The sequence below is a fragment of the Heliobacterium mobile genome, assembly GCF_009720735.1.
Lineage (GTDB): Bacteria > Bacillota > Desulfitobacteriia > Heliobacteriales > Heliobacteriaceae > Heliobacterium > Heliobacterium mobile.
Genome location: NZ_WNKU01000001.1, coordinates 45,196 through 67,429 on the forward strand (window position 1 = coordinate 45,196; position 22,234 = coordinate 67,429).

Genomic DNA, 22,234 nt, shown 5'->3' on the forward strand with positions numbered 1-22,234 from the left:
GTCGATGCAGCCAGTACGTCAATCGGTATCGCTGCCTGGAATTCGCCTTTCTTATCTAGAATGGAAAGGACAAGGTCAGGAGCCATTATTATTGATGCATGGTCTTGGCGATCATGCCTTGATGTGGAGTCGCCTAGCCGATCGTCTAGCCGATCGCTTTCACATTGTGGCCCCCGATATGCGCGGACACGGCGAAAGCGATAAGCCGAAGCAAGGCTACACCTTTGCTGAGGTGATTCTCGATCTGGAACGGCTCATGGACCATCTGGGATGGTCAACGGCCCATATCCTCGGTCACTCCTGGACGGGAAAACTGGCGCCGATCTGGGCACGGGAAAATCCTCAGCGCTTCCGGAGCATGATTCTGGTCGATCCTATTTTTATCATCAAGATGCCTGCCGTCATGAAGTTGAGCTTTCCGATCCTTTTCCGGGTCCTTGACAGCCTGAAGGGGATGGGGCCTTTTGCCGATTATGCCGAGGCCGAGGCAAAAGCACGGACCTTGCGGCAGTACGAAGGCTGGAGTCCTTTCCAAGAGATGGTCTTCAAGGCGGGAATGGAACAAAAGCCTGACGGGCGCTGGGGCAGTAAATTCGTCGTGCCGGCACGGAATCAGATTTTCGACGACGTCATGCGAGTGGCCGGTTTGACTGAGCCGATTCATGTGCCCACTTTATTTGTCCAGCCGGAAAAAGGCGTCAACCGGGCCGAGTTTCAGATGAAGCCGTACATAAGGTATCTGAAAAATCTGGAGGTTCGCCGGGTCCCCGGCAACCACTGGCCCATGTACGTGGAGCCGGAAGCTTTTGAGCGGGCTGTCGAGGAATATTTGATGAAACAGGTTAGGTTATAGACACTATCGATTTTAAGAAGGGTGGCAAAACCAGACACATGGGAGCTCAGTATATCGACGGCAAGTCCATTGCCGCCCAGCTTCGAGCCGAACTAAAAACAGAAGTCCAATCGTTGCGGGATAGAGGCTTTCAGCCAAAACTGGCCGTGGTGTTGGTCGGAGACGATCCGGCATCGGTCGTCTACGCCCGTTCCAAAGAGAAAGCCGCAGCCAATGTGGGCATCGAATTTGAGTTATTTACCCTTCCCAGCGATACGGCTGAGGCGGAAGTGCTCCAGTTGATTGAGCGGTTAAATGGCGATGAGCAGATCCACGGCATCTTGGTGGAACTGCCCCTTCCCAAGCACATCTCGAAAGAGAAAGTCATGGAGGCAGTTCATCCCTTAAAGGATGTCGATGGGGTTCATCCGCTCAACCGGGGTTACGTCATGGCCGGTCAACGGGGACTTGTTCCGGCTACTCCCTTGAGCTGTATTGAGCTGTTGGAGCGGTCCGGTGTGGAAATCAGCGGCAAGCGAGTGGCCATCGTCGGACGGGGCGAGACCGTTGGCAAACCGCTCATCTTCTTGCTGCTTCGCCGCAACGCCACAGTGACCGTTTGCCATACCCGCACGAAGGATCTTGCCGGAGAGACGAGGCGTGCCGAGATCATCATCGCAGCAGCCGGTAAAGCTGGCCTAGTCACAAGAGATATGGTCGCTCCGGGAGCGATCGTCATCGACGCGGGCATCAATGAAGGGCCCGACGGTTCCATTGTCGGAGACGTTTGCACCGCCGACGTAGCAGAAGTGGCGTCGTTCATTTCGCCGGTACCCGGCGGAGTCGGCGCTTGCACGACAGTGTTGCTCTTCCGGAACGTGATTCAAGGACTTAAGATGCAAAAAGGGTTGGCCTAAGCAGGCCCGCCCTTTTTTATAGCTAACAATAATGAACGAGGGATGAAAAACATGAGTGATATTTTCGATCTTTCCTTGCGAGAAGTCATAACCCAATCGGCATCGTCATCGCCGACGCCGGGAGGCGGCTCCGTTTCGGCCATCGCCGCGTCTTTCGGGGCAGCCATGGTCGCTATGGTGGGTAACCTGACGACAGGAAAAGAGAAGTTCAAAGAGGTAGAACCGCAGGTACAAGAGCAGCTTCAAAAGCTGCAAGGGATTTTAAGCCGCCTGGAGAGTTTAGTCCGTGCGGACATAGAAGCTTTTGACGCCTATATGGCCGTGTTCAAGATGCCTAAAGATACGGAAGAACAGAAGGCTGCCCGTGCCCAAGCGATGCAAGTAGCGGCTAAAAATGCCACCAATGTGCCTTTGACTATTGGTGAAACCTGTTTGGAAGCGTTGGCGTCGGCAGTGGAACTGGCCGTTGTCGGCAACAAAATGGCCATCTCCGATGTGGGTGTTGGCGCTTATTTAGCGGAGGCTGCTTTAAAAGGCGCTTTGCTGAATGTAGACATCAACCTTCCTGCGATTAAAGACGAAACCTTTGTCGCCGAATCAGCGGCTCGTCGAGATCGACTTATCGAACAAGCCCTAGCGCTGCGGGATACAGCCGTAGCTGAAGTGTTAAAGCGGATTAGGGGCTGATTACTTCCATTTCAGTAACAGGGATAATTTTTTAACAGTGTACAGCCCACTATCAGACGTATGACCGTCAAGGCTTACAGCCGACAGCAGGGTTCTATGGATAATTTAGGCTAACCCTGGGTATGCTATCCTTCCGAAGTGAGGGATAGCCTCCACCATGATGAATCTTTTGAAATGGATCCTCCCAGTCGGGGGAATCCTACTTATGCTGGCGTATCTTTTGGTACGCATGCCCTTTACCTTGCAGGTTACCTATAAAAGAGAAGGCGAAAAAGATGAATTCACCTTGTCCTGGTTATTTCTCGGACACTGGTGGACTCTTTTTCGCCTTCCCAAGGTTTCTCTATCGACGAAAAAGCTCAAACCAAAATTGTTATACAGATTCAAATATCAAAAAAAAGAGCAGACCCGCCGCGAAAGCCTGATAAAACTTATCGCCCAAGCAAAATCCCTCTTTCCTAAATTCCGTCGTTTTTTACGAGTCATCGATGTAAATTTAGATAATTTTCAAATCCATAAACTCCAATGGGTGACGCGGGTCGGTGCAGCAGATGCGCTTGAAACGGCATTATTGTCTGGTGGTTTATGGTCGTTAAAATACACGCTGCTTGCTCGCCTTTACCGTTTTGTGAAAGATCCTGACGCCTTGCCGAGAGTGAATGTAGTTCCTTTCTACGGAGGCAAGCGTATCGATGTATTCCTCGATTGCATAGTCACAATGCGCCCCGGTCATATTATCATTGTTGGACTATGGCGTGCTGGGATCATACCAGGAATGTTCACAAAAGAAGGTGAAGGTCGGAATGAATCATCCTATCGAGGCGCTGATGCGGACGGCCATGGAGAGTCTCAAAGAGATGGTCGACGTCAATACGGTGGTGGGCGACGCCGTCCAGGCACCCGACGGCAGCCTGATCATCCCCGTCAGCCGCGTAGCCTGCGGCTTCGCCGTGGGCGGTTCCGAGTTTTCCGAAAGTAAAGGTCAACCGCAAAGTGCTTCTGATACAGGGCTTCCTTTTGGCGGCGGCAGCGGCGCCGGTGTTTCCGTTCAACCGGTTGCATTCTTAGTCGTCCATGAGGGAAATGTTCGCTTGCTGCCTGTTGACGGCAATGCCGTAGCGGAACGTCTGATCGATTTGGCCCCTCAGGTGATGGATAAGATTCGTGATTTGGTTGCCGACAGAGGCGATATGTCGGAAGAGACAAGTGAATGTGACGAGGAGAAAGTTGAAGAAAAACTCCACGAGCGAAAAAGGCATTGAGCGAACGTGTTCCTTGAACAACTACTTTTCTGATACCTTATTGAGTTGAATTATCCCCCACATAAATGAGCCCCCCGAGATGTTTCTCAGGGGGCTTTCGCTTACCCTTTTGGTCCGGTATCCGGTTCCGGTGTGACGGGTGGGTGGTTCGTCGTCTGTGCCTTTCCCGACGTATCGGGTTCCTTGATGGATCGGCTGTTCCCGTCTTGAGAGGGTGTCGTCACGACGGGAGGAACATCGATCGTCGTCTCGGGCACCTTTTTGACTGGTTTATCTTTCGCCGATTTCTCTGAATCGACCAAAGGCGTCTGGCGATCAGGCTCATCACCGGTAGAGGGCGTGATGACCTCGGTAGCTCCTTCCGGATGAGCCGGTTCCATCGATGGAGGTCCGGGAGACTCTCGATGTCTGGGCGACCAATCATAATTTTTCGGACCGATGAACTTTGCCGCCCGGGCCACCTCATAGTCCTCTGGTTGATGGAACGCTTCGACCGCTTCGTTCTGCAAGGCATCGTTCATGATCTCGCGGAACATCTGCGCTGGATAAGAGCCTCCATAGATTTGTTTTAAATAGTGGCTATTGTCCGTCTTGTCGTATCCCATCCAGACGGCACAAGTGTACTTCGGCGTATAGCCGACGAACCAGGCGTCTTTATTCCCTTTTAGGTTCTTAAATTCGGGGGTCGGCGGAAGTTCTGTCGTACCGGTCTTTCCGGCGACGGGATGGCGCATCTGAGCGCGGTAACCGGTTCCCGATTGAACCGTCGATACGAGCATCTGAGTCGTTCGATAGGCGGCGCTGCTGCTCATTACTTGACTGGTCTTGTACTCGATGGGGAGTTCCTTTCCTTGAGCGTCGATCACTAGGGTGACGGCGTGAGGCTCTACATAAGTACCCATATTGGATAAGGGTGTGTAGGCCCCAGCCATCTGCAAGGGGGAAACGCCTTGGGTCATTCCACCTAGAGCGAGGGAAAGGTAACGATCTTGATCTGTCAGCGGCAGGCCCACATTCTTGGCGAACTGGATTCCTTTTTCCATCCCCATCAACTTAAAGAGATAGACTGCCGGCACGTTTAAGGAATAGGCGACGGCCTCCCGGATGGTCACAGGACCTCGGTAGCGGTTATCATAGTTCCCCGGAGAGTAACCATCAAAGTCGATGGGGGCATCGACGAGAATATCGTCAGGCGTATAGCCTGCCTCCATAGCCGGTCCATAGACGACGATCGGTTTTAGGGCAGAACCGGGTTGGCGGCGAAGTTGTGTCGCTCGGTTAAAACTGCGCCTTCCGTCGTAGTTGCGTCCTCCACCGAGTCCCTTGATCTCGCCGGTCTTATGGTCGATGATGGCCACACTGGCCTGAACGGGCTGGTCAGAAGGTCCCGGCGGATAATTGGAATCGTCGTTCATGACATCTTCAATGCGCTGTTGGACCTTCCGATCGAGAGAGGTGTATATCTTCAAACCGCCTCGGAAGACCTGATCTTCGCTGTAGCCGTGGTTTGAGAGCTCATTGATGACGTAGTCGACAAAAGCGCCATAAGGGTACCGGCCTTGGGTGACACCGTGAATCTGATGGGGGAGGGCCTCTTTCTTCGCCTCTTCCGCTTGGGCTGTCGATATCATATTGTTTTTGCTCATGATGCTTAAGATAAGATTGCGTCGTTCCAACACGGCGTCAGGATTCGTGATCGGCGAGTAGTAGCCCGGCCGCCGAGGGATCGAGGCGATCATGGCTGCCTCGGCTAGGTTAAGCATGGATGCGTCTTTTCCGAAATAGGTCTGGGCTGCTGCTTGCACACCATAGGCGCTGTGGCCGAAATAGATGCGGTTGAGATATAACTCCAATATCTGATGTTTGCTGAAGCGCGATTCCAACCGGTAGGCCAAAAAAGCTTCCTGGATTTTACGTTTAATCGTTTTTTCCGTGGACAAGAAGGTGTTCTTGACGAGCTGCTGGGTGATCGTGCTGGCCCCTTGGGAATAGCGCCCGTCTTGAAAGTTGGTCACCAGGGCCCGCAAAATAGCGCGAAAGTCCACCCCTTGGTGATCGTAAAATCGAAGGTCTTCTGCCGCCAGCATGGCATTTTGCATCATTAGAGGTATGGAATCAAGGGATATGGGGATACGGTTTTGTTCTCCATGGAGTACCGTAATGAGCTCACCGTCTTTGTCGTAGACAAAGGAAGTCGCTTCGAGAGAGCCAAGCGTTTCGGCATTCAATTCTGGACAGTCATTTAAGAAATAGGTAAGAGTTCCGATTCCTACGAGCAAAATGAATAAGGTGATGACGGCGACGACCTGGAGCCAACGGCGAAATTTGGACGGCTTGCCCTTATCAGTGGAAGGAGAATCGCGGCTAGGGCCTTCTTTTCGATCAGGTGTTTGAAACATTCTATGTGTACCTCCACGGCATGATGTACCTCGAGGATTTTCCCCCATATAGTGTACTTATTCTCAGTGAATATTCATTTTCCTGCCAATTATTAACATTTTTTCCTGAGCGTGATTTGGTCTAGCCTATCTTTCCCCCCTCATAAGTTGTACCGTTTAGGGGGGATTCGTCGATGAATGTGATCTGGCTTTTCTTCTTGCTGGGAGGTATCGGTATCGCGGCGTCCCATGGTGATATTCAGAAAGTGACCGACGGCGCTCTCAAAGGAGCGGAAATGGCTGTCGAAGTCGCCCTCGGTCTTATCGGGGCCATGTCTCTGTGGCTGGGCATCATGCGCATCGCCCAGGAAGCCGGATTGATTCGTGTCGTCGCCCGCCTTGCCCGTCCCTTCATGGAGCGGCTTTTTCCCTCCATTCCGGCGAATCACCCGGCCTTGGGACACATTTTGATGAACTTAAGCGCCAATGTTTTAGGTCTTGGCAGTGCGGCGACCCCATTTGGGATGAAAGCGATGCAGGCGATGCAGGAGTTGAACCGTAACCGTCCCGAAGCCTCCGCCGCCATGTGCACCTTTTTGGCGATGAATACATCTTGCATCACCATCGTTCCGGCGACGATCATCAGCGTCCGGGTGGCTGCAAACTCGGCCAATCCAACAGAGATCGTCGTGCCGACGATCTTGGCGACAACGGTAGGCATGTCGGTGGCTTTGACTGCCGATTGGCTGCTGCGGACCTATTTTCAACGACGGAGGGGTTGACGATGTCAATCTTCAATACATTGTCCCAGTGGACCGTTCCCATGCTCTTTGCCGTTATCTTGATCGCTGGTGCGTTGAAGAGGGTAAAAGTCTATGACGCCTTTGTCGCTGGGGCGGAGGAAGGCTTCACGATTGCTGTAAAGCTGATTCCCTACCTGGTGGCGATGCTGGTGGCTATCGGTATATTCCGGGAAACAGGCGCCATGGACATGGTCATGAACGCCATCAGTCCGCTCACCGATTTTTTAGGCATTCCTGGGGAAATCTTACCGCTGGCGGTGATGCGCCCCTTGTCGGGCAGCGGTGCTTTAGGGGTGGCCACCGAACTCATTCAAACGCATGGACCGGATTCTTTTCTAGGTCGTCTGGCGTCCGTCATGCAAGGGACGACAGATACGACCTTTTTTGTGTTGACGATCTATTTTGGGGCTGTCGGCGTGCGCCAGTACCGGTACAGTCTGTTTACCGGGTTGTTAGCGGACGTGACAAGTTTTCTGGCATCTGTCTATTTTTGCAGACTTTTTTTCGGCTGATTTTAATAAAGTGTCAAAAAGTGCTTTTCCTCACAACAGGATTGTGGTATCATACGTTTCAAGAGAGTTGACTGTCAATTCTGAAAAAAACCATTTTTTGAAAAAGGGGTGCAGTAAACGATGGCTACGTCCCCTGCGTTTCAGACAGGTGATCGCGTGATGACCTATAATGCTAAGTCGGGGACCGTCTCCGATGTTATCTTTGAGGATGACGGCAGCAAGATACTGTTGATCAAGATTGACAATATGCCTGGTGAGTATGCTTACGATATGATGGAAGTCATTCCTGCTGACGGTGGTGCCAAATACAAAGCGTACAAGACCGATCCCCTGAGCGACATTAAAATGAAAAAACGCTACTACGCGTAAATTCCATAGACTGTACACTTTCTTTACCAAAAAGGAGTACATCTATGTTTGATTGTATTCAATATACATTCGTGGATCTGTCGAGCAGATGACGCCGGCAGGTCCTTTTGTTTGCGGATTGAGGCGAACATGGTATAGTGAGATTGGAAAGGAAAAACTATTGCGGTAGAGATTCATGAAAGAGGTGTTATCGACAACGACCGCAGAACGATTGCAAAAAGTGCTGGCTGCTCACGGTTTAGCCTCTCGGCGGGAAGCGGAAGACTGGATCCGGGCAGGCCGGGTGCAAGTCAATGGTACCGTCGTCACGGAGTTAGGCCTTCGTGTGGAAGAGGGCAAAGATGTGATTCAAGTGGATGGAAAGCCCCTGACCGTTCGGGAGCGGCACCAATATTTTCTCTTGTATAAACCGAGGGGTTTCGTGACGACCCGGAAAGATCCTGAGGGCCGGCCGACCGTCATCGACTTGTTAAAAGATGTTCCTGCCCGCATTTATCCGGTGGGGCGGCTGGATCAGGATACAGAGGGACTGCTCTTATTGACGAACGACGGAGAGTTGGCTTATCGGCTGACTCATCCGAAGTACGGTGTGGAAAAGACCTATCATGCCCGGATGCGGGGGAACGTTCCCGATCCGGTGATCAAAGCCTTTGCCGAAGGGGTTATGTTAGAAGATGGTTTGACGGCACCGGCGAAGGTGAAGGTGCTCGATCGGGAGGGTGGCGCCACCTGGATCGAACTGACCATCCATGAAGGACGGAACCGGCAAGTCCGGCGCATGGGAGACGCCGTCGGTTATCCGGTTGTTCACTTGACTCGTGTTTCTTTTGGTCCCTTGACGATCAGCGGGCTGAAGCCCGGTGCCTACCGCCCGTTGAAACCGCAGGAAGTACGGGCACTGCAAGGGGCAGCCGGAATCGCAAAAGGGAACAAAAAGCAAGCAGAAATCAAAAGAAAAGAAGCGATAAAAGCGCCGGGAAAAGCGGCTGAAAAAAATAAGCTTTCCAAACCTGCCGGGCCTGCTGCAAAGGGTCTGAGTTCAGTTCCGGGCAGGAAAATGGACGGAGGGAATGAAGGTGACAAGACCGGTTTTGGAAAAAGGCCTCATTCAGGTGTACACAGGAAACGCAAAGGGTAAAACAACGGCTTCCCTCGGCTTAGCCTTACGGGCTATCGGGCATGGGTTTAAGGTGTTTATCGTTCAATTTATGAAGGGCAGTTCCTATTACGGTGAACTGGCTACGATCCAGCGTCTGTCCCCCGATATCCAGTTGGCCCAGTACGGACGCAATTGCACCCATGATCCCCTCATCCGCCAAGGAGAAATGCAGTGCGTCGGTTGCGGCCATTGCTTCGTGCGCAAAGGGGCAGCCACCGAGCAAGACAAAAAGATGGCAGCCATGGCTCTCGAAAAATCGCGGCAAGTCATCACGAGCGCTGACTATGATCTGGTCATCCTTGATGAACTATCGAACGCGCTATACTTCGAACTGGTGACGATTGAGCAAGCATTGGAACTTCTCGATCTCAAACCGGAAAAGGTAGAACTGATCGTCACCGGCCGCAATGTGCCGCCGGAAATCGTAGAACGGGCCCACTTGGTCACCGAAATGAAGGAGATTAAGCACCCCTACCAAATCGGTGTCGCCAGCCGGAGAGGCATTGAATACTGATCCCATCGGTCCTCTGGACCAAGAGGCCATGGAAGCGGCCCAGCGGCGCTGGGATGGTTTGATCAAGCCGTCCAGAGGGCTGGGGTCTTTAGAGAGTTTTGTGGTCCACTTGGCGGGGATAACGAGCCAGGAAGTTCCTTGCTTAAATCGCCGCCGGGTGCTGATCATGGTAGCTGAGCACGGCGTTGCCGAAGAAGGGGTCAGTGCCTATCCCGAAGGGATGACCCGGTCTATCGTGGAAGCCTTTTTACACGGCCAGTCTGGTACATCCGTATTGGGGCGGGAAACAGCCACCGAAGTTTATTTGATCGATGTGGGCCTGAAGGAAAACTGTCATCGCGATTGCCACGCTGCTGGAACGACTGTTCCCGGTTACCAACTGGGAAAAGCGGCGGCCCAATGGATCTCTTTGAAGATTGCAGCGGGGACGAAGAATTTTCTCAAAGGCCGGGCCATGAAGCGGGAAGAGGTCCTTTTAGCCCTACAAACAGGGGCGAACCTGGTGAGACAGGCGGCAGAAGAAGGGGTCCAAGCCTTAGCACTGGGGGAAATCGGTATCGGCAACACCACCTCCTGCAGCGCTATCACAGCGGCTTTGTTGCAATTGCCTCCCGAAGAGGTCGTTGGGCACGGTTCCGGCGTCTCCGACAACGCTATGGAGCGAAAAAGGCGCGTCGTCGCGCAGGCCTTGTGTCGGCACGATCCCCCGACCGGTGATGCGGTGGAAGTCCTGTCGATGGTGGGAGGATTAGAGATCGCTGCCCTGACCGGTGCGATTTTAGAAGCGGCTCGCCTGCGCCTTCCAGCTATATTAGATGGTTTTGTCACCTGTACGGCTGCCTTGTGCGCTTTTTTTCTCGATCCCGGCATTCGTGATTATCTGTTGCTCAGCCACTGGTCGAAAGAAAGGGGCCAGCAGAAGATCGTCGACTTTCTGCAACTCAAGCCGCTCCTCGCCTTTGATCTGCAGTACGGAGAAGGGGTGGGTGCGGTACTGGCCCTTCACCAGGCTTATCTGGCTACCTGTGTGCTACGCGATATGGGGAAATGGCCGAAAAAAAGGAATAATGATCCTTCGCCTCGAATATTGTAGAAAATCCTGCTGGAGGTTGGAGGAGACAACGTTGGGGAACGGACTAATGGGAGACGATTGGAGACGCTCGGCCATCCGGGCTCGAGTCCGTCTAGATTTTCGCACTCCCTTTCGAAAAAATAGACTTTTTTTTGGTTCACCGGATCTGGAGAAACAGGCCGAAGAAATTCGTGATCAGTATGTATCCCTGCTTCGCAATGTGCCCATTCAAGGGATCCAGGTGGAAGATATCGATCTAGGCGCCGATGTATACGTGTTACTAGATGAGGAAACAGGCCGGGAAGTGGCCTTTGCACCGGTGATTTTGACGGTCGGTGCGGACAGCCTTGAAGATTTAACGCGCTTTTCCATGCGTGAAGAATTTCGTAAAGTGGAAATACTGGAACCGGACCAACTCTTTTTGCATCCTTTTGAAGTGGAACGGTTTATTTATCGAATCAATGAGGAACAGCGTCGCATTCAACAGCAGTTGGAACGGCGCATGACGGCACGGTAATAAGGAACAACCCTGGTAATTGGAGTGTGACGATCCTGGACAAGTCGCGGATCATTGTTGTTGGGGGAGGGGCTGCCGGGTTGACGGCAGCCATCATGGGGGCCAGAGCCGGGGCTCCCGTTTTGCTTTTGGAGAAAAAAGATCAGCTTGGCAGAAAGCTGATGATCACCGGCAAGGGACGCTGCAATGTGACGAACGCCGCCAATGATGTGGAAGAGATCATCGCCAATCTCCCCGGCAACGGCCGTTTCCTCTATGGCGCCTTGCGAGCATTTGACCACCGGCAGACGATGCGTTTTTTTGAAGAGGAACTGAGGCTGCCGCTGAAGGTGGAGCGGGGCAATCGGGTCTTTCCCGAAAGTGACCGGGCCGCCGATGTGGTTGACGCCATGGCCCGGGAGATGAAACGGCTCAAGGTGGATGTGCAGACCGGTGTTTCTGTTACTGCCGTCGAGCTGGATGAGGACGGACAGGTGGCAGGGGTACGGACGGGACAGGGAACGAAGATTCCCGGCCGGGCCGTCATCATCGCCACCGGGGGAAGCACCTACCCGGGGACAGGGAGCACCGGTGACGGCTACCGGATGGCTGCTGATTTGGGCCTTCATGTGACGACGCTTCGACCTTCTTTGGTTCCCTTGATCGCCCAGGAAGATTGGGTAAAGGAGCTGCAAGGGCTGGCGCTCAAAAATGTCCGGGTGACCTTGTGGGATCCGAGAGGGAAGAAACTAGGCGAAGAGTTTGGGGAAATGCTGTTCACCCACTTTGGCCTCTCCGGCCCGATTGTGTTAAGCTTGAGTAAAAAAGCGACCAATTACTGGGAGAAAAGCGGCAAAGAGCGAGAGCCCCTGACCATAAAAATCAACTTAAAGCCGGCATTGACGCCGGAACAGTTGGACGCACGGATTCAGCGGGATTTTCATGAGTACCTGCGGAAGCAATATAAAAATGCCTTGGGAGACTTGCTGCCGAAATCGTTGATCCCGGTGGTGATCCGGCTTTCCAAAATCGATGAGGATAAGTTTGTCCACCAGATCACCCGCCAGGAACGGCATCAGCTGCTGGAGACGCTCACAGGTATGACTGTCACCGTCATCGGTCATCGTCCCATGAGTGAGGCGATCGTAACAGCTGGCGGTGTTGACATCAAGGAAATCGACCCGAAGACGATGGCAAGTAAACGGGTGCCCGGTCTCTTTTTTGCCGGCGAAGTGGTCGATGTAGACGGCTATACAGGCGGATTTAACTTACAAGCGGCTTGGTCCATGGGGTATGTGGCTGGGCGGGCCGCTGCAAAACTTGTCAATCTGCCGGCAGGAGGGGTATAATGAGCATGCCCGAAGGAACACAAGGTAGGACGGGAGGACGGAGCATGGGAGGCAATCCGGGAAGCAAACGGGTGGCCGCTGCTGCACTGCGACTGGCCATGAGCGAAAGCCGCGAAGATGAGCATGAACTACGCCGGATGTTTTTACAAGAAGGGATCCGGACCGCTGCTGTAGACTACGGCGGGGAATTCGTTCCAGCCGTGAAGAAGATCATCGAGCGGGCTGTCGTGGCTGCCAAGCGGGAAGGGGTCATCCGGGAGAGCCATCCGGAAGAGGGCGCCGTAGCCGGCGCTACCCATGAAGCCATGATGCAGATCATGCCGAAAGCGGTAGGACTGAATATCGGCGGGAAAGTGGGCATCGCTCGCTACCAGGACCATATCAGTGTGGCTATTTTCTTCGGTATCGGTTTGCTCCATCTTGATGAAGTGGCCGTAGGTATGGGTCACCGGGCAGCTTTATAAGTGTAGAATAGTAGGGAGGTAGGGCCATTTGACGGTGAACTATGTACGGGGGTTGCGTGGCGCCGTTACGGTGGAAGAGAACAACCGTGAAGCCATCGGTCAGGCGACACGGGAATTGTTGACGGAGTTGCTCGATGCGAATGAACTGCAGTTGGATGATATCGCTTCAGCGTTTTTTACGGTGACTCCGGATTTGAATGAGGGCTTTCCCGCCTATACAGCTCGCGAGATGGGTTGGCACCAGGTGCCTTTGATGTGCGCACGGGAAATCGACGTTCCCGGTGCTCTCCCGCGCTGTGTTCGTGTGCTGCTGCATATCAACACGTCGAAAGGGCAAGAAGATATGGTCCATGTCTATCTGGGGGGAGCGGCCAAACTGCGTCCCGATCTCAACCGGAAAGACGGTTAGGATAAACAGAACATAAGCAACGTAATGAAGCTATAGTAAAGCCGCTATGTCCTTGATGACTGGCGGTTTTATTTTGTTCTTTGTCATTTGTCGATAATTACAACAAAAATCATGCTTTGAAAAAGGATCTCCTACCTCCCGTAGCGAAGAGTACCCTCAACGAATAAAAGGAATATTGAGCCTTAGAATAGGATTTGTTGATTACAGGGAGGCCCTTGTGATGAATCTACAAGGCGGGGGAAAAGAAAATCACACCGGTTTTCCATTCGGCATCGATGAAATACTGCCTTTCTTCGATATTTCGCCGGAACTGTTTTGCATCACCGGTTTTGACGGTTATTTTGCCTATCTTAACTCCGCCTGGGAGAGGATATTCGGGTTTTCCAAAGAGGAACTCTTTGCAGCTCCTTATGTAACGTTCATTCACCCAGAAGATTTGGAACGGACCGAGCAGGCGATGGCATCGCTTGTCCCTGGTGTCAAGACGGTATCTTTTAAAAACCGGCTGCGCTGCAAAAACGGCACTTTTAAGCATATACTGTGGAACTCGGCACTGGTCACTGAAAAGGGTCACATTTATGCCGTCGGGCACGATATGACCGCCGATGGGCAAGTCGAAGCAGGGATCGCAGTGGAAGAGAGCAATGCCTTCGAGGTGGAACTTCAAGAAGCAAAAGAAGCGGCAAACCGTGCCAAAAGTGAGTTTCTCGCTACCATCAGCCACGAGATACGTACGCCTATCAACGGGATTTTGGGTATGACCGAGCTGCTGTTAGAATCGGAGCTTCCCCCAGAACAGCGGGAATATGCTAAAACCGTCTGTGAATCCGCCTATTTGTTGCTGAACATCATCAATGACGTATTAGATTTTTCAAAAATCGAGGCGGGAAAAATGCAATTGGAAACCAGCGATATGCTCCTGGCTCCTATAGTCGAAGAAATGGTTCGTTTTTTTGAAGCCAAAGCGAAAGATAAAGGACTTTCCCTTCAGGTAAGTCTAGACGATAAAGTCAACCGCCTCATGCGCGGTGATCCGGTCCGACTGCGCCAGGTATTGTTTAACTTGGTCAGCAACGCTGTCAAATTTACGGAAAAAGGAAAAGTCATCATCCGCGTTCTCGTGGAGAGGGAAGAGGACGATAGGGTCATGATTCGTTTTGAAGTGTCTGATACGGGGATCGGCATGTCTGAGGAAGCATGCCGGCGATTGTTCGAACCCTTCGAACAGGCTGACAACTCGACGACCCGCAAGTATGGCGGAACCGGATTGGGCTTGTCTATCTCCAAAGCGCTGATCGAAATGATGGGCGGACAAATGGGAGTGATCAGTCAAGAAGGAGACGGTTCGATTTTCTGGTTTATCGTGCCCTTTGCTCGATCCCTTGCCCCCGTAGAGGGTACCGAATACGCTGTGACCTCTATTAATCCCTCAGAATCAGATCGGGTTGCTGCCGATGAAGCCCTGCCTGCTGTCAAAACGGAAAAACCGATTCTCCTGGTCGAAGATAATTCGGTCAACCGGAAACTGGTGTTGTTACAGCTAAAAAAGCTAGGCCTTACCGCCCATGCTATCGTCAACGGATGGGAAGCTGTTGAGGCTTTTCATCATCAGCCTTTCAGCCTGATCTTGATGGACTGCCAGATGCCTGTCATGGATGGCTACGAAGCAACACAGGCGATTCGTCGGTCCGAAGCGAGAAAAGGCGGTCATATCCCGATCATCGCCATGACTGCCTATGCCATGCAAGGCGATCGGGAACGGTGCCTCAAGGCCGGTATGGATGACTATTTAAGTAAACCTTTTGTGATTCAAACACTTCGTGAAGTGTTGGAACGGTGGTTACCGATGAAGCGTGACGAAGAATCCGGTGTGATTGATACAGGGTTGTTGGAAAGCCTCCGCGATCTGCAGGAGGAAGGAGAACCGGATATCGTGGCCGATGTCATCGATATCTTTTTACGGGATACCCCTGAAAAAATTCAAGCTTTGCATGAAGCGGCTCAACAGCAAGATATACGGGTCCTGACCAACTTGGCCCACAGTATCAAATCGAGCAGCGCTGGTATCGGCGCTGTTGGACTCTCTGCCTGCAGTAAAGAGCTGGAACTCATGGGACGTCAGGGGCAATTGGACGGTGCCCATGAGAAGGTTGCTCGTATAGAGGCGGAATATATCAAGGCGAGGAAAGCTTTAGAAAAGATAAGTACGAATGCGTTCCCTCAAAAATAATCGAAATCATATTTACATTTAATATATTGTGGAAGATATTCGTAAAAAATGTACTGCTTTTATCAGGGTTTGCAGGATTCCCTGTTAGAACGAGGAATATTGATCAAAAGAAAACGAGTGCGCATGATGGCTTTGCTTCGAACTCGGCGATTTGATGGGTCAATGAAAGGAGAAGTTCATGGGAAACGACTATTATCAAGTCAGCCGGAAAATGGAAGATCAAATTGCAGCACTATCGGAAGCTGTTTTTGGGCGTCAATGTAAGGACCAGACAGAGTTGACTAACCGGTTTCAGTCGATCGGACGCTCTCGAGCGCTCCAAGATATGCAAGCGCAGTTGTCTTTCTTAGCGGAAGCAGTCGCTACGGAGAGGCCCTCTTTATTTACCGATTATGTGGCGTGGCTCAAGACGATGCTTCTGGAAAGAGGTATACCCATATCCGATGTGGTGAATAACCTCACTTATAACCGAGAAGTACTTCAGAATATGCTTCCTCCCGAAATCCACAGCGTCGCTTGTGCCTATGTGGATATGGGCATTCACATCCTCGATGGCTCGCCGGAAGAGCCGCCCACATTTTTGCATGTTCAAGCGCCTTTGGCGGACTTGAGCCGTCAATATCTCGAAGCGCTCTTACGGGCCGAGAGACATGAGGCGAGTCGCTTGATCATGGACGCTGTTCAATCAGGCATCGCTGTCCGGGATATTTATTTGCATGTCTTTCAACGTTCCCAATATGAGATCGGCCGTCTTTGGCAGATGAATCGCATCAACGTGGCCCAGGAGCACTACTGTTCGGCGGCAACGCAGACGATCATGGCCCAGTTGTATCCCTACATTTTTTCGGGAAAAAAGAACGGCTATCGGCTGGTGGCAACCTGTGTGAGCGGTGAGCTGCATGAAATCGGTATCCGCATGATTACGGATTTGTTAGAGATGGACGGATGGGATACTTATTTCCTCGGTGCCAGCACACCAGCAGACAACATCCTGCAGGCATTGGAGGAACAGGCGGCCCATGTGCTCGCTGTGTCTGCAACGATGACGTTCCACGTTCGGATGGTCGCCGAATTGATTCAAAAGGTTCGTTCCTCCGAATTGGGTAAAACGCTGAAAATTATGGTCGGTGGATACCCCTTTAATGTGGAACCGGAGTTGTGGCAAAAGGTAGGCGCCGATGCCTTTGCCCGGGATGCGAAAGAGGCGGTTAGCGTCGCCAAAGGCTTGGTAACAGCGTAAACAAGAATTGTCCTCCTTGGTAGAGGGAGTGGCCGGAAATGAATTCTTCTGAGTTGACAACGGGCCTTGCCGTGATCTGTGACTGGCAAGGCATCATTCGACGGGTGATCAGCAATGAGTTAGGTGCTTCTACCCGTACACGGGCTGGACAGCCTTTTCCCGGAATCATTGATCCTAAGTGTATCGATAAGGCGATGAATTTTATCACTGCCTTGCGAACGCAAGAGAATGTATTCAATTGGGAACTGAATGTCCCTGTCGGCGATCAACTGTTTTTGCTTTTCTTCGCTGGTTTTGCCCATGATGGGCAGTTATATATCGTTGGAGCCCGTTCACGAACGGCCATGACCCAACTCTACGAGGAGATCCTTGAAAAGACGAAACAGACACCGGTCTTGCGAACGACGATGAAGGAACTAGCCAGTCAGGCAGGGAACCAGGCCGATTGGGATCGGGAACTGTATGATGAAGTGACCCGGCTGAACAACGAACTGGTAAATTTGCAGCGTATGCTCGTCAAAAAGTTGGAGAAGAGCGAAGAGCGCCACCGCCTGCTGGCGGATAACTCTTCCGACTTGATCACCCGCCTTACACCGGAAAATGTCATCCTGTATGCTTCGCCCGTATGCCGGCACTTGCTGGGATACGAGCCGGAAGAGCTGATCGGACGCTCCGGCTACGAGTTTATACATCCAGATGACACAGAAAAGGTGATCGACGCGTATAAGCGACTCGCTCATGCATCAGAGCCTTTGACCCTTCGCTATCAAATCCATCGCAAAGACGGCCAGTACATATGGTTTGAGACGAAAAGCCGCCCTGTGTTCGATGGTGAAAAGGTGCAGGAGATCATCGCTGTATCCCGCGATATTACGGAACGAAAGCGGGAAGAAGTGGAACTGCAGACGGCGAAGGAAGCAGCCGAGGCGGCCAACTCGGCTAAAAGCGCTTTTTTAGCTACGGTCAGTCATGAGATCCGGACACCGATGCACGGGATCATCGGGATGACAGACCTGCTCATGGAGACGCCATTAAATGCAGAACAGCAGGAATATACCAAGACGATCAGCGACCTGTCCCAGCAGTTATCGGCGATCATCAACGACATTTTAGATTTTTCAAAAATTGAAGCCGGTAAAATCGACTTAAATATCACCGAATTTCAAGTCCCTCTGGTAGTCGCTGAAATCGTCAATCTTTCTCGGTGTAAGCTGGATTCACAACGCTTTCAGTTTGTCGTTGATATCGCTGCAGATGTTCCTTCTACCGTGCGAGGCGACGATGTGCGTCTGCGTCAGGTCTTAACGAATCTCGTCAGCAATGCCGTCAAGTTCACCGAATCGGGGAAGGTAACTTTGCGAATCACCAAAGTGACGGCAGATAAACCGATCATACGGTTTGAGGTGATAGATACGGGAATTGGGATTCCCGAAGAGGTTCAGCCACGCTTGTTTCAGCCCTTTACCCAAGCAGATAGTTCGACAACCCGTAAATACGGAGGGACCGGTTTGGGGTTAGCGATCTCGAAACGTCTCGTGGAATTGATGGAAGGCCAGATCGGCTTTGACAGCAAACCTGGGCAAGGTTCGACCTTCTGGTTTACGGTCCCTTTGGAAGCCTCTCTCACAGTCAAGAAAAATGAGGAGCCCTCCACGATTCTTAAGAACCTGCCTGCACGAACACCGGCAGAGAAGATGATTTTGCTTGTCGAGGACAATCCAGTCAACCAGCGACTGGCCTTGTTGCAGTTAAAAAAATTCGGCATTCCGATCCATGCTGTCACCAACGGGCGGGAAGCCGTCGAAGCGATCAAGCAGAAAGCTTATACATTGGTGCTGATGGACTGTCAGATGCCGGAGATGGATGGCTTTGAAGCGACAGGGGCCATCCGGAAGATGGAGTCTGAGCAGGGGGTGCATACGCCTATCGTGGCTATGACAGCCCGGGCTATGCAGGGTGACCGGGAGGAATGCCTCGCTTGTGGTATGGATGACTACATCAGCAAGCCGATCAAGATGGAAGACCTTCGCCGGGTATTAGATCAGTGGTTTTCAACGATGCAATCGGATCGTACATCATAGAAGGCCCCCTTCCATGCGGAAAGAGGGCCTTCTATTTCATATCATCTTATTTTAGCTTACTGTTGACGATGTCCCAAAAACTCTGATCCTCGAAGCCTAGACGCCAGATGCCGATACCGCCCAGCCCGTATTGATTGACTAAGTCTAACTTGTAGGCTGTCGATTGGGCGTTTTCGTACCAGACTTGATGGCTTTGACCATAACTGTCGGTGTATGTAAACCAGGGACATTTGGCCGTGTCATCCCATTGGGGAGTGACGTTGTATTGGCTGAGCAGTTTCGGTACCGTCAAATATGTAACCGTCTTCGTGCTGGATCCATACCAGTCGTATCCGTAGGTGGCGATTCCGAGCAGGATCTTTTCTTTCGGAATGACCGAGGTGGCGTATTGTACGGCTTTCGTCACGTAGCCGATCGAGGCGATCGGACCTGGTGTTCCTCCAAACCAGTGCTCATCATAGGTCATGATTTGTACGAAGTCTGCGCTTTGTCCGAGGGCGGTAAAGTCAAAGGCGCCGCCCCAGGAGGAGGTAGTGTCATTGTAGGTTTTACCGGGGACGGAGACGATGACCGTGTACCCAAGCGGACCGAGGGCACCTTTCATTTCCTTGATGAACTGGCTGTAGTTGGCCCGGTCAGTCCCCTTTACGTTTTCCAAATCCACGTTGACACCGTTGTATCCGTTGGCCGGAAGGATGGTTTTCAGGCGATTGATGACGTTTTGTCGAGCTGTGGCGCTTCCCAGCAGCGTTGATGCTGTTGTCTGGTCAAAGGCTCCGTTGATATAGTTGTGAATCAGGGCGTATGCCTTCATCGACTTGGATTTGGCCAAGGAAATTCCGTCTGCCGGTGCCGTTCCTGTCAAATTCCCTTGTCCATCGACTCGGTAGGTAAAAGTCGAAATGGCGTTAAAGTAGCTGCCATAGTTGGCGACAGAGTTGTAAGCCGTCTTATCGCCGCTGTAATCGACAGGATAGTAACCGAGAATCGTCTTGCCGGTGACGGTCGTCGGGGAGGTCGTTGTTGTCGTTCCTGATGGGGTCGTGGTGCCGGTCGTCGAAGTTGGCTTCGTAGTGACTTTTTTGGCCGCTAGAACAGGAAGAGGCAAGATGAAGAGGGACATGAGCAGCAGGGCCAGAAACAGACGAAGCTTTTTTGACATAGTCAATTTCTCCTTTGATGATGTGTTATAGTGCTACGGATGCTTGTGCCTGTCTGCACATTTATTTTAGCATAGATAAAATTTTCTTACATCGGTCAAAGGTCCTAAAAAATTAATTATCAATAAAAAACCACTCTGGACAGAGTGGTTTTTTTAATAAAGTACCGGTATTTTGTTTAAAAAGAATGACAAATTTCAAGTCGGCTGTTGTTTATTTCAGCTTGGCGTCGACCATATCCCAAAAGCTCTTATCTTCAAAACCTAAGCGCCAAACGGCCACCCCGGCCAAATCGTATTGGTTGACTAAATCAAGTTTATAACCGGTGGAACGGGCATTTTCATACCATACGTCATGTTTTTGGCCTGACCCGTCCCAGTAAGTGAACCAGGGTGTTTTGGATGATTCATCCCACCATGAGGTGATGCCGAAGGTGGATAGGATCTGGGGAACGGAGTAGTAATCTACTGCTTTTGTCGTCTTACTGCTCCAGTCATAACCATAGGTGGCGATGCCTAAGAGGATTTTCTCTTTTGGGACGGCGGTCAATGTGTACCGGATCGCATGGTTTACGTAATCGATAGAAGCGATCGGGCCTGCCTGTCCGCCGGGCCAGTGTTCGTCATAGGTCATGATCTGTACATAGTCAGCGGAATTCGCCAAGGCGGTGTAGTCAAAAGCGCCGCCCCAAGCAGAGGTTCGGTCGTCAAAGAGCTTTGCCGGTACGGAAACGATGACTTTATATCCTCTAGGGGATAGGGCGTTCTTCAGTTCTTGGATGAATTGGCTGTAGTTGGCCCGCTCGGAGGCTTTCACGCTCTCTATGTCTACGGTGACGCCGTCATATCCATTCGATTGTAAAATGTTTATCAATTGGTCGATCGCATTTTCGCGAGCCTGAGAACTGCCGAGGAATATGGAGGCTAACTGCTGATCGAAATTTCCGCTTTCATCGAGGTTATGGATCAGCGCATAGGTCTTGACCCCTTTGACTTTCGCTAATGCAAGACCGTCGGCAGGCGCTTCTCCGCTTAGGTTGCCTTGCTTGTCCACGCTGTAAGTAAAGGTGGAGATGGCATTAAAGGAATCGCCGTACGTGGCGAGTGAATTATAAGCCGCTTTGTCACCGTCATAATAGACCGGGTAATAGCCGAGGATGACTTTTTCGTTCCTATATTCCTGCAATTGGTGATTGTTTGTGTTGTAGATACCGAGGGCTTGAGAAACGTCAAAAAAATAGGCCCAAGATGAAGACGGATGCATGAAGAGGAGAAGAAGCAGGGAAAGCATCACAAGAGGTAGTTTCCGTTTCACTGGTCCGTCCACTTCCTTTGGTTGATAAAAGTAGTGCGAAATCGAAGCATTATGTAGCATTGGCGGCCATGGAGATGGTTTAGTATTTTGCTCGTCTATCGTATCATGAAGCAAATCGATGAAGATAGTGAAAAAACCACCCAGCATTGGGTGGTTTTTTCATTCGGAACGAGGTTGAGTCGGGTCGCATTCTGGTGGCTTGATCGTCGAAACTTGAGCCAGTTTGATTAAGTAATAGCATTCTTCCCGAATCATGTGATCCGGCGTCAATGGTGGAAAAATGCCAAGCACGGCTTTCGTTTTTCTTGACGCTTCCAATTGTGTAAGAAAGGCGCTGAAGGAGTTGATCTCTCGTTCCACTTGACGGTTGAGGTACTGCAGAGCAGGAAACTCTTTGACGCCTGCTCGCATGTAACCAGCCAGGTTGACGGCTTTTTTATAGAGGTTGTCGAACTGTCGTTCAAATATCAAGTTCGTGTCTATCAATGGCTTTTCCACTTCATCCAGTCCGGAGGCGAGGAAGGCGGCGTGTCCCGACGCGTCAGAGAGCCAGAGGAGGTGCAGGTGGGAGACCTGGACGGTAGGGCATTGTTTAGCCAGCAGGAAGCAGAGGATGCGCAAGTACTCTTCCACCTCGTTGACCATGTGGTTCAGCATCGTCGGCGGAAGGTTCAGATCGATCTTATCGATGATGTGCCGGCGCAGGAGGTGAAGCTTGAAATTGCGGAGTTCCCGGGCTTGGTTGTAAGCCTGTTGACCGAGTGCCATCAGGTCTGTCTCTGGTCCCGCCCGACGGGCTTCTTCCAGCAGTCGATCGAATTCAATGATGAAGAATTCGGCTCGCTGGATTTCGGCAGCCTCCTTCGGCGAAAGGGCGTTGAAGATAAAGCGGCTGTGGTCTCCCAGGATCTGCAGCCAAAAACGATGTTCAAAGAGGGCACTTTGTTCAAAACTAACAGTCTCCACAGATACCCCTCCTTGTGAAT

The 22,234-nt window shown here is 51.6% G+C and carries 21 protein-coding genes and 1 pseudogene; 18 read left to right on the forward strand and 4 right to left on the reverse strand.

Features of this window, described 5'->3' with window-relative positions; translation table 11 throughout:
• Positions 1–4 precede the first annotated feature (4 nt).
• The 5 genes and pseudogenes from GJ688_RS00220 (at position 5) to ytfJ (ending at position 3,698) form a co-directional block, all read left to right on the forward strand.
• Entirely contained in the window at positions 5–853 is an 849-nt protein-coding gene (locus GJ688_RS00220; RefSeq protein WP_155474528.1) for an alpha/beta fold hydrolase, read from the forward strand.
• A 38-nt stretch (positions 854–891) separates the two neighbouring features.
• Positions 892–1,749 carry a bifunctional 5,10-methylenetetrahydrofolate dehydrogenase/5,10-methenyltetrahydrofolate cyclohydrolase gene (locus GJ688_RS00225; protein ID WP_155474529.1) on the forward strand — a complete coding sequence of 286 codons (858 nt, stop codon included), beginning with the start codon at positions 892–894 and terminating at the stop codon, positions 1,747–1,749.
• A gap of 51 nt (positions 1,750–1,800) precedes the next feature.
• Positions 1,801–2,436, forward strand: a complete 636-nt coding sequence (locus tag GJ688_RS00230; RefSeq protein WP_155474530.1) for a cyclodeaminase/cyclohydrolase family protein — start codon at positions 1,801–1,803, stop codon at positions 2,434–2,436.
• A 229-nt stretch (positions 2,437–2,665) separates the two neighbouring features.
• A pseudogene (locus GJ688_RS21490) lies at positions 2,666–3,115 on the forward strand (DUF2953 domain-containing protein); the annotation flags it as partial.
• Between the two features lie 124 nt (positions 3,116–3,239).
• Positions 3,240–3,698, forward strand: a complete 459-nt coding sequence (gene ytfJ / locus GJ688_RS00240) for a GerW family sporulation protein (protein WP_155474532.1) — start codon at positions 3,240–3,242, stop codon at positions 3,696–3,698.
• A gap of 101 nt (positions 3,699–3,799) precedes the next feature.
• On the opposite strand, the gene GJ688_RS00245 is transcribed toward ytfJ, so the two are convergent.
• A complete protein-coding gene (locus GJ688_RS00245) occupies positions 3,800–6,097 on the reverse strand; it encodes a transglycosylase domain-containing protein (RefSeq protein ID WP_170291508.1) in 2,298 nt (765 codons plus the stop codon).
• Between the two features lie 173 nt (positions 6,098–6,270).
• On the opposite strand from GJ688_RS00245, the gene GJ688_RS00250 reads away from it, so the two are divergent.
• The 13 genes from GJ688_RS00250 (at position 6,271) to GJ688_RS00310 (ending at position 18,774) form a co-directional block, all read left to right on the forward strand.
• A complete protein-coding gene (locus GJ688_RS00250; protein ID WP_155474534.1) occupies positions 6,271–6,858 on the forward strand; it encodes a nucleoside recognition domain-containing protein in 588 nt (195 codons plus the stop codon).
• Between the two features lie 2 nt (positions 6,859–6,860).
• Positions 6,861–7,391 carry a spore maturation protein gene (locus GJ688_RS00255; RefSeq protein ID WP_155474535.1) on the forward strand — a complete coding sequence of 177 codons (531 nt, stop codon included), beginning with the start codon at positions 6,861–6,863 and terminating at the stop codon, positions 7,389–7,391.
• 159 nt (positions 7,392–7,550) lie between these two features.
• The gene (locus GJ688_RS00260) at positions 7,551–7,760 is read left to right on the forward strand and encodes a hypothetical protein (RefSeq protein ID WP_170291509.1); all 210 of its coding nucleotides are present in this window, start codon (positions 7,551–7,553) and stop codon (positions 7,758–7,760) included.
• Between the two features lie 175 nt (positions 7,761–7,935).
• Entirely contained in the window at positions 7,936–8,898 is a 963-nt protein-coding gene (locus GJ688_RS00265; RefSeq protein ID WP_155474537.1) for a pseudouridine synthase, read from the forward strand.
• Positions 8,831–9,433 carry a cob(I)yrinic acid a,c-diamide adenosyltransferase gene (gene cobO, locus GJ688_RS00270; protein ID WP_155474538.1) on the forward strand — a complete coding sequence of 201 codons (603 nt, stop codon included), beginning with the start codon at positions 8,831–8,833 and terminating at the stop codon, positions 9,431–9,433. Before GJ688_RS00265 ends, cobO begins: the two co-directional genes overlap by 68 nt.
• A complete protein-coding gene (gene cobT, locus GJ688_RS00275) occupies positions 9,423–10,526 on the forward strand; it encodes a nicotinate-nucleotide--dimethylbenzimidazole phosphoribosyltransferase (RefSeq protein ID WP_170291510.1) in 1,104 nt (367 codons plus the stop codon). Before cobO ends, cobT begins: the two co-directional genes overlap by 11 nt.
• Before the next feature lie 31 nt (positions 10,527–10,557).
• Entirely contained in the window at positions 10,558–11,022 is a 465-nt protein-coding gene (locus tag GJ688_RS00280) for a hypothetical protein (protein WP_155474540.1), read from the forward strand.
• A gap of 26 nt (positions 11,023–11,048) precedes the next feature.
• Positions 11,049–12,350 carry a BaiN/RdsA family NAD(P)/FAD-dependent oxidoreductase gene (locus tag GJ688_RS00285; protein ID WP_328597279.1) on the forward strand — a complete coding sequence of 434 codons (1,302 nt, stop codon included), beginning with the start codon at positions 11,049–11,051 and terminating at the stop codon, positions 12,348–12,350.
• Between the two features lie 44 nt (positions 12,351–12,394).
• On the forward strand, positions 12,395–12,814 hold the full coding sequence (locus GJ688_RS00290) for a HutP family protein (RefSeq protein ID WP_155474541.1): 420 nt from the start codon (positions 12,395–12,397) through the stop codon (positions 12,812–12,814).
• Between the two features lie 28 nt (positions 12,815–12,842).
• On the forward strand, positions 12,843–13,223 hold the full coding sequence (gene aroH / locus GJ688_RS00295) for a chorismate mutase (RefSeq protein ID WP_155474542.1): 381 nt from the start codon (positions 12,843–12,845) through the stop codon (positions 13,221–13,223).
• A 220-nt stretch (positions 13,224–13,443) separates the two neighbouring features.
• Positions 13,444–15,453 (forward strand): ATP-binding protein, encoded by a 2,010-nt coding sequence (locus GJ688_RS00300; protein WP_155474543.1) that lies wholly within the window; start codon positions 13,444–13,446, stop codon positions 15,451–15,453.
• Positions 15,454–15,631: 178 nt separating this feature from the next.
• Positions 15,632–16,693, forward strand: a complete 1,062-nt coding sequence (locus GJ688_RS00305) for a cobalamin B12-binding domain-containing protein (protein ID WP_155474544.1) — start codon at positions 15,632–15,634, stop codon at positions 16,691–16,693.
• Positions 16,694–16,731: 38 nt separating this feature from the next.
• On the forward strand, positions 16,732–18,774 hold the full coding sequence (locus GJ688_RS00310; RefSeq protein WP_155474545.1) for a PAS domain-containing hybrid sensor histidine kinase/response regulator: 2,043 nt from the start codon (positions 16,732–16,734) through the stop codon (positions 18,772–18,774).
• A gap of 46 nt (positions 18,775–18,820) precedes the next feature.
• Here GJ688_RS00310 and GJ688_RS00315 read toward each other — a convergent pair whose 3' ends face one another.
• The 3 genes from GJ688_RS00315 to GJ688_RS00325 form a co-directional block, all read right to left on the reverse strand.
• Complete coding sequence (locus GJ688_RS00315; RefSeq protein WP_155474546.1) at positions 18,821–19,936, reverse strand: glycosyl hydrolase family 18 protein; 1,116 nt, start codon at positions 19,934–19,936, stop codon at positions 18,821–18,823.
• A 211-nt stretch (positions 19,937–20,147) separates the two neighbouring features.
• On the reverse strand, positions 20,148–21,248 hold the full coding sequence (locus tag GJ688_RS00320) for a glycosyl hydrolase family 18 protein (protein WP_170291511.1): 1,101 nt from the start codon (positions 21,246–21,248) through the stop codon (positions 20,148–20,150).
• A 159-nt stretch (positions 21,249–21,407) separates the two neighbouring features.
• Complete coding sequence (locus tag GJ688_RS00325) at positions 21,408–22,214, reverse strand: DUF2935 domain-containing protein (RefSeq protein ID WP_170291512.1); 807 nt, start codon at positions 22,212–22,214, stop codon at positions 21,408–21,410.
• Between the last annotated feature and the right edge of the window lie 20 nt (positions 22,215–22,234).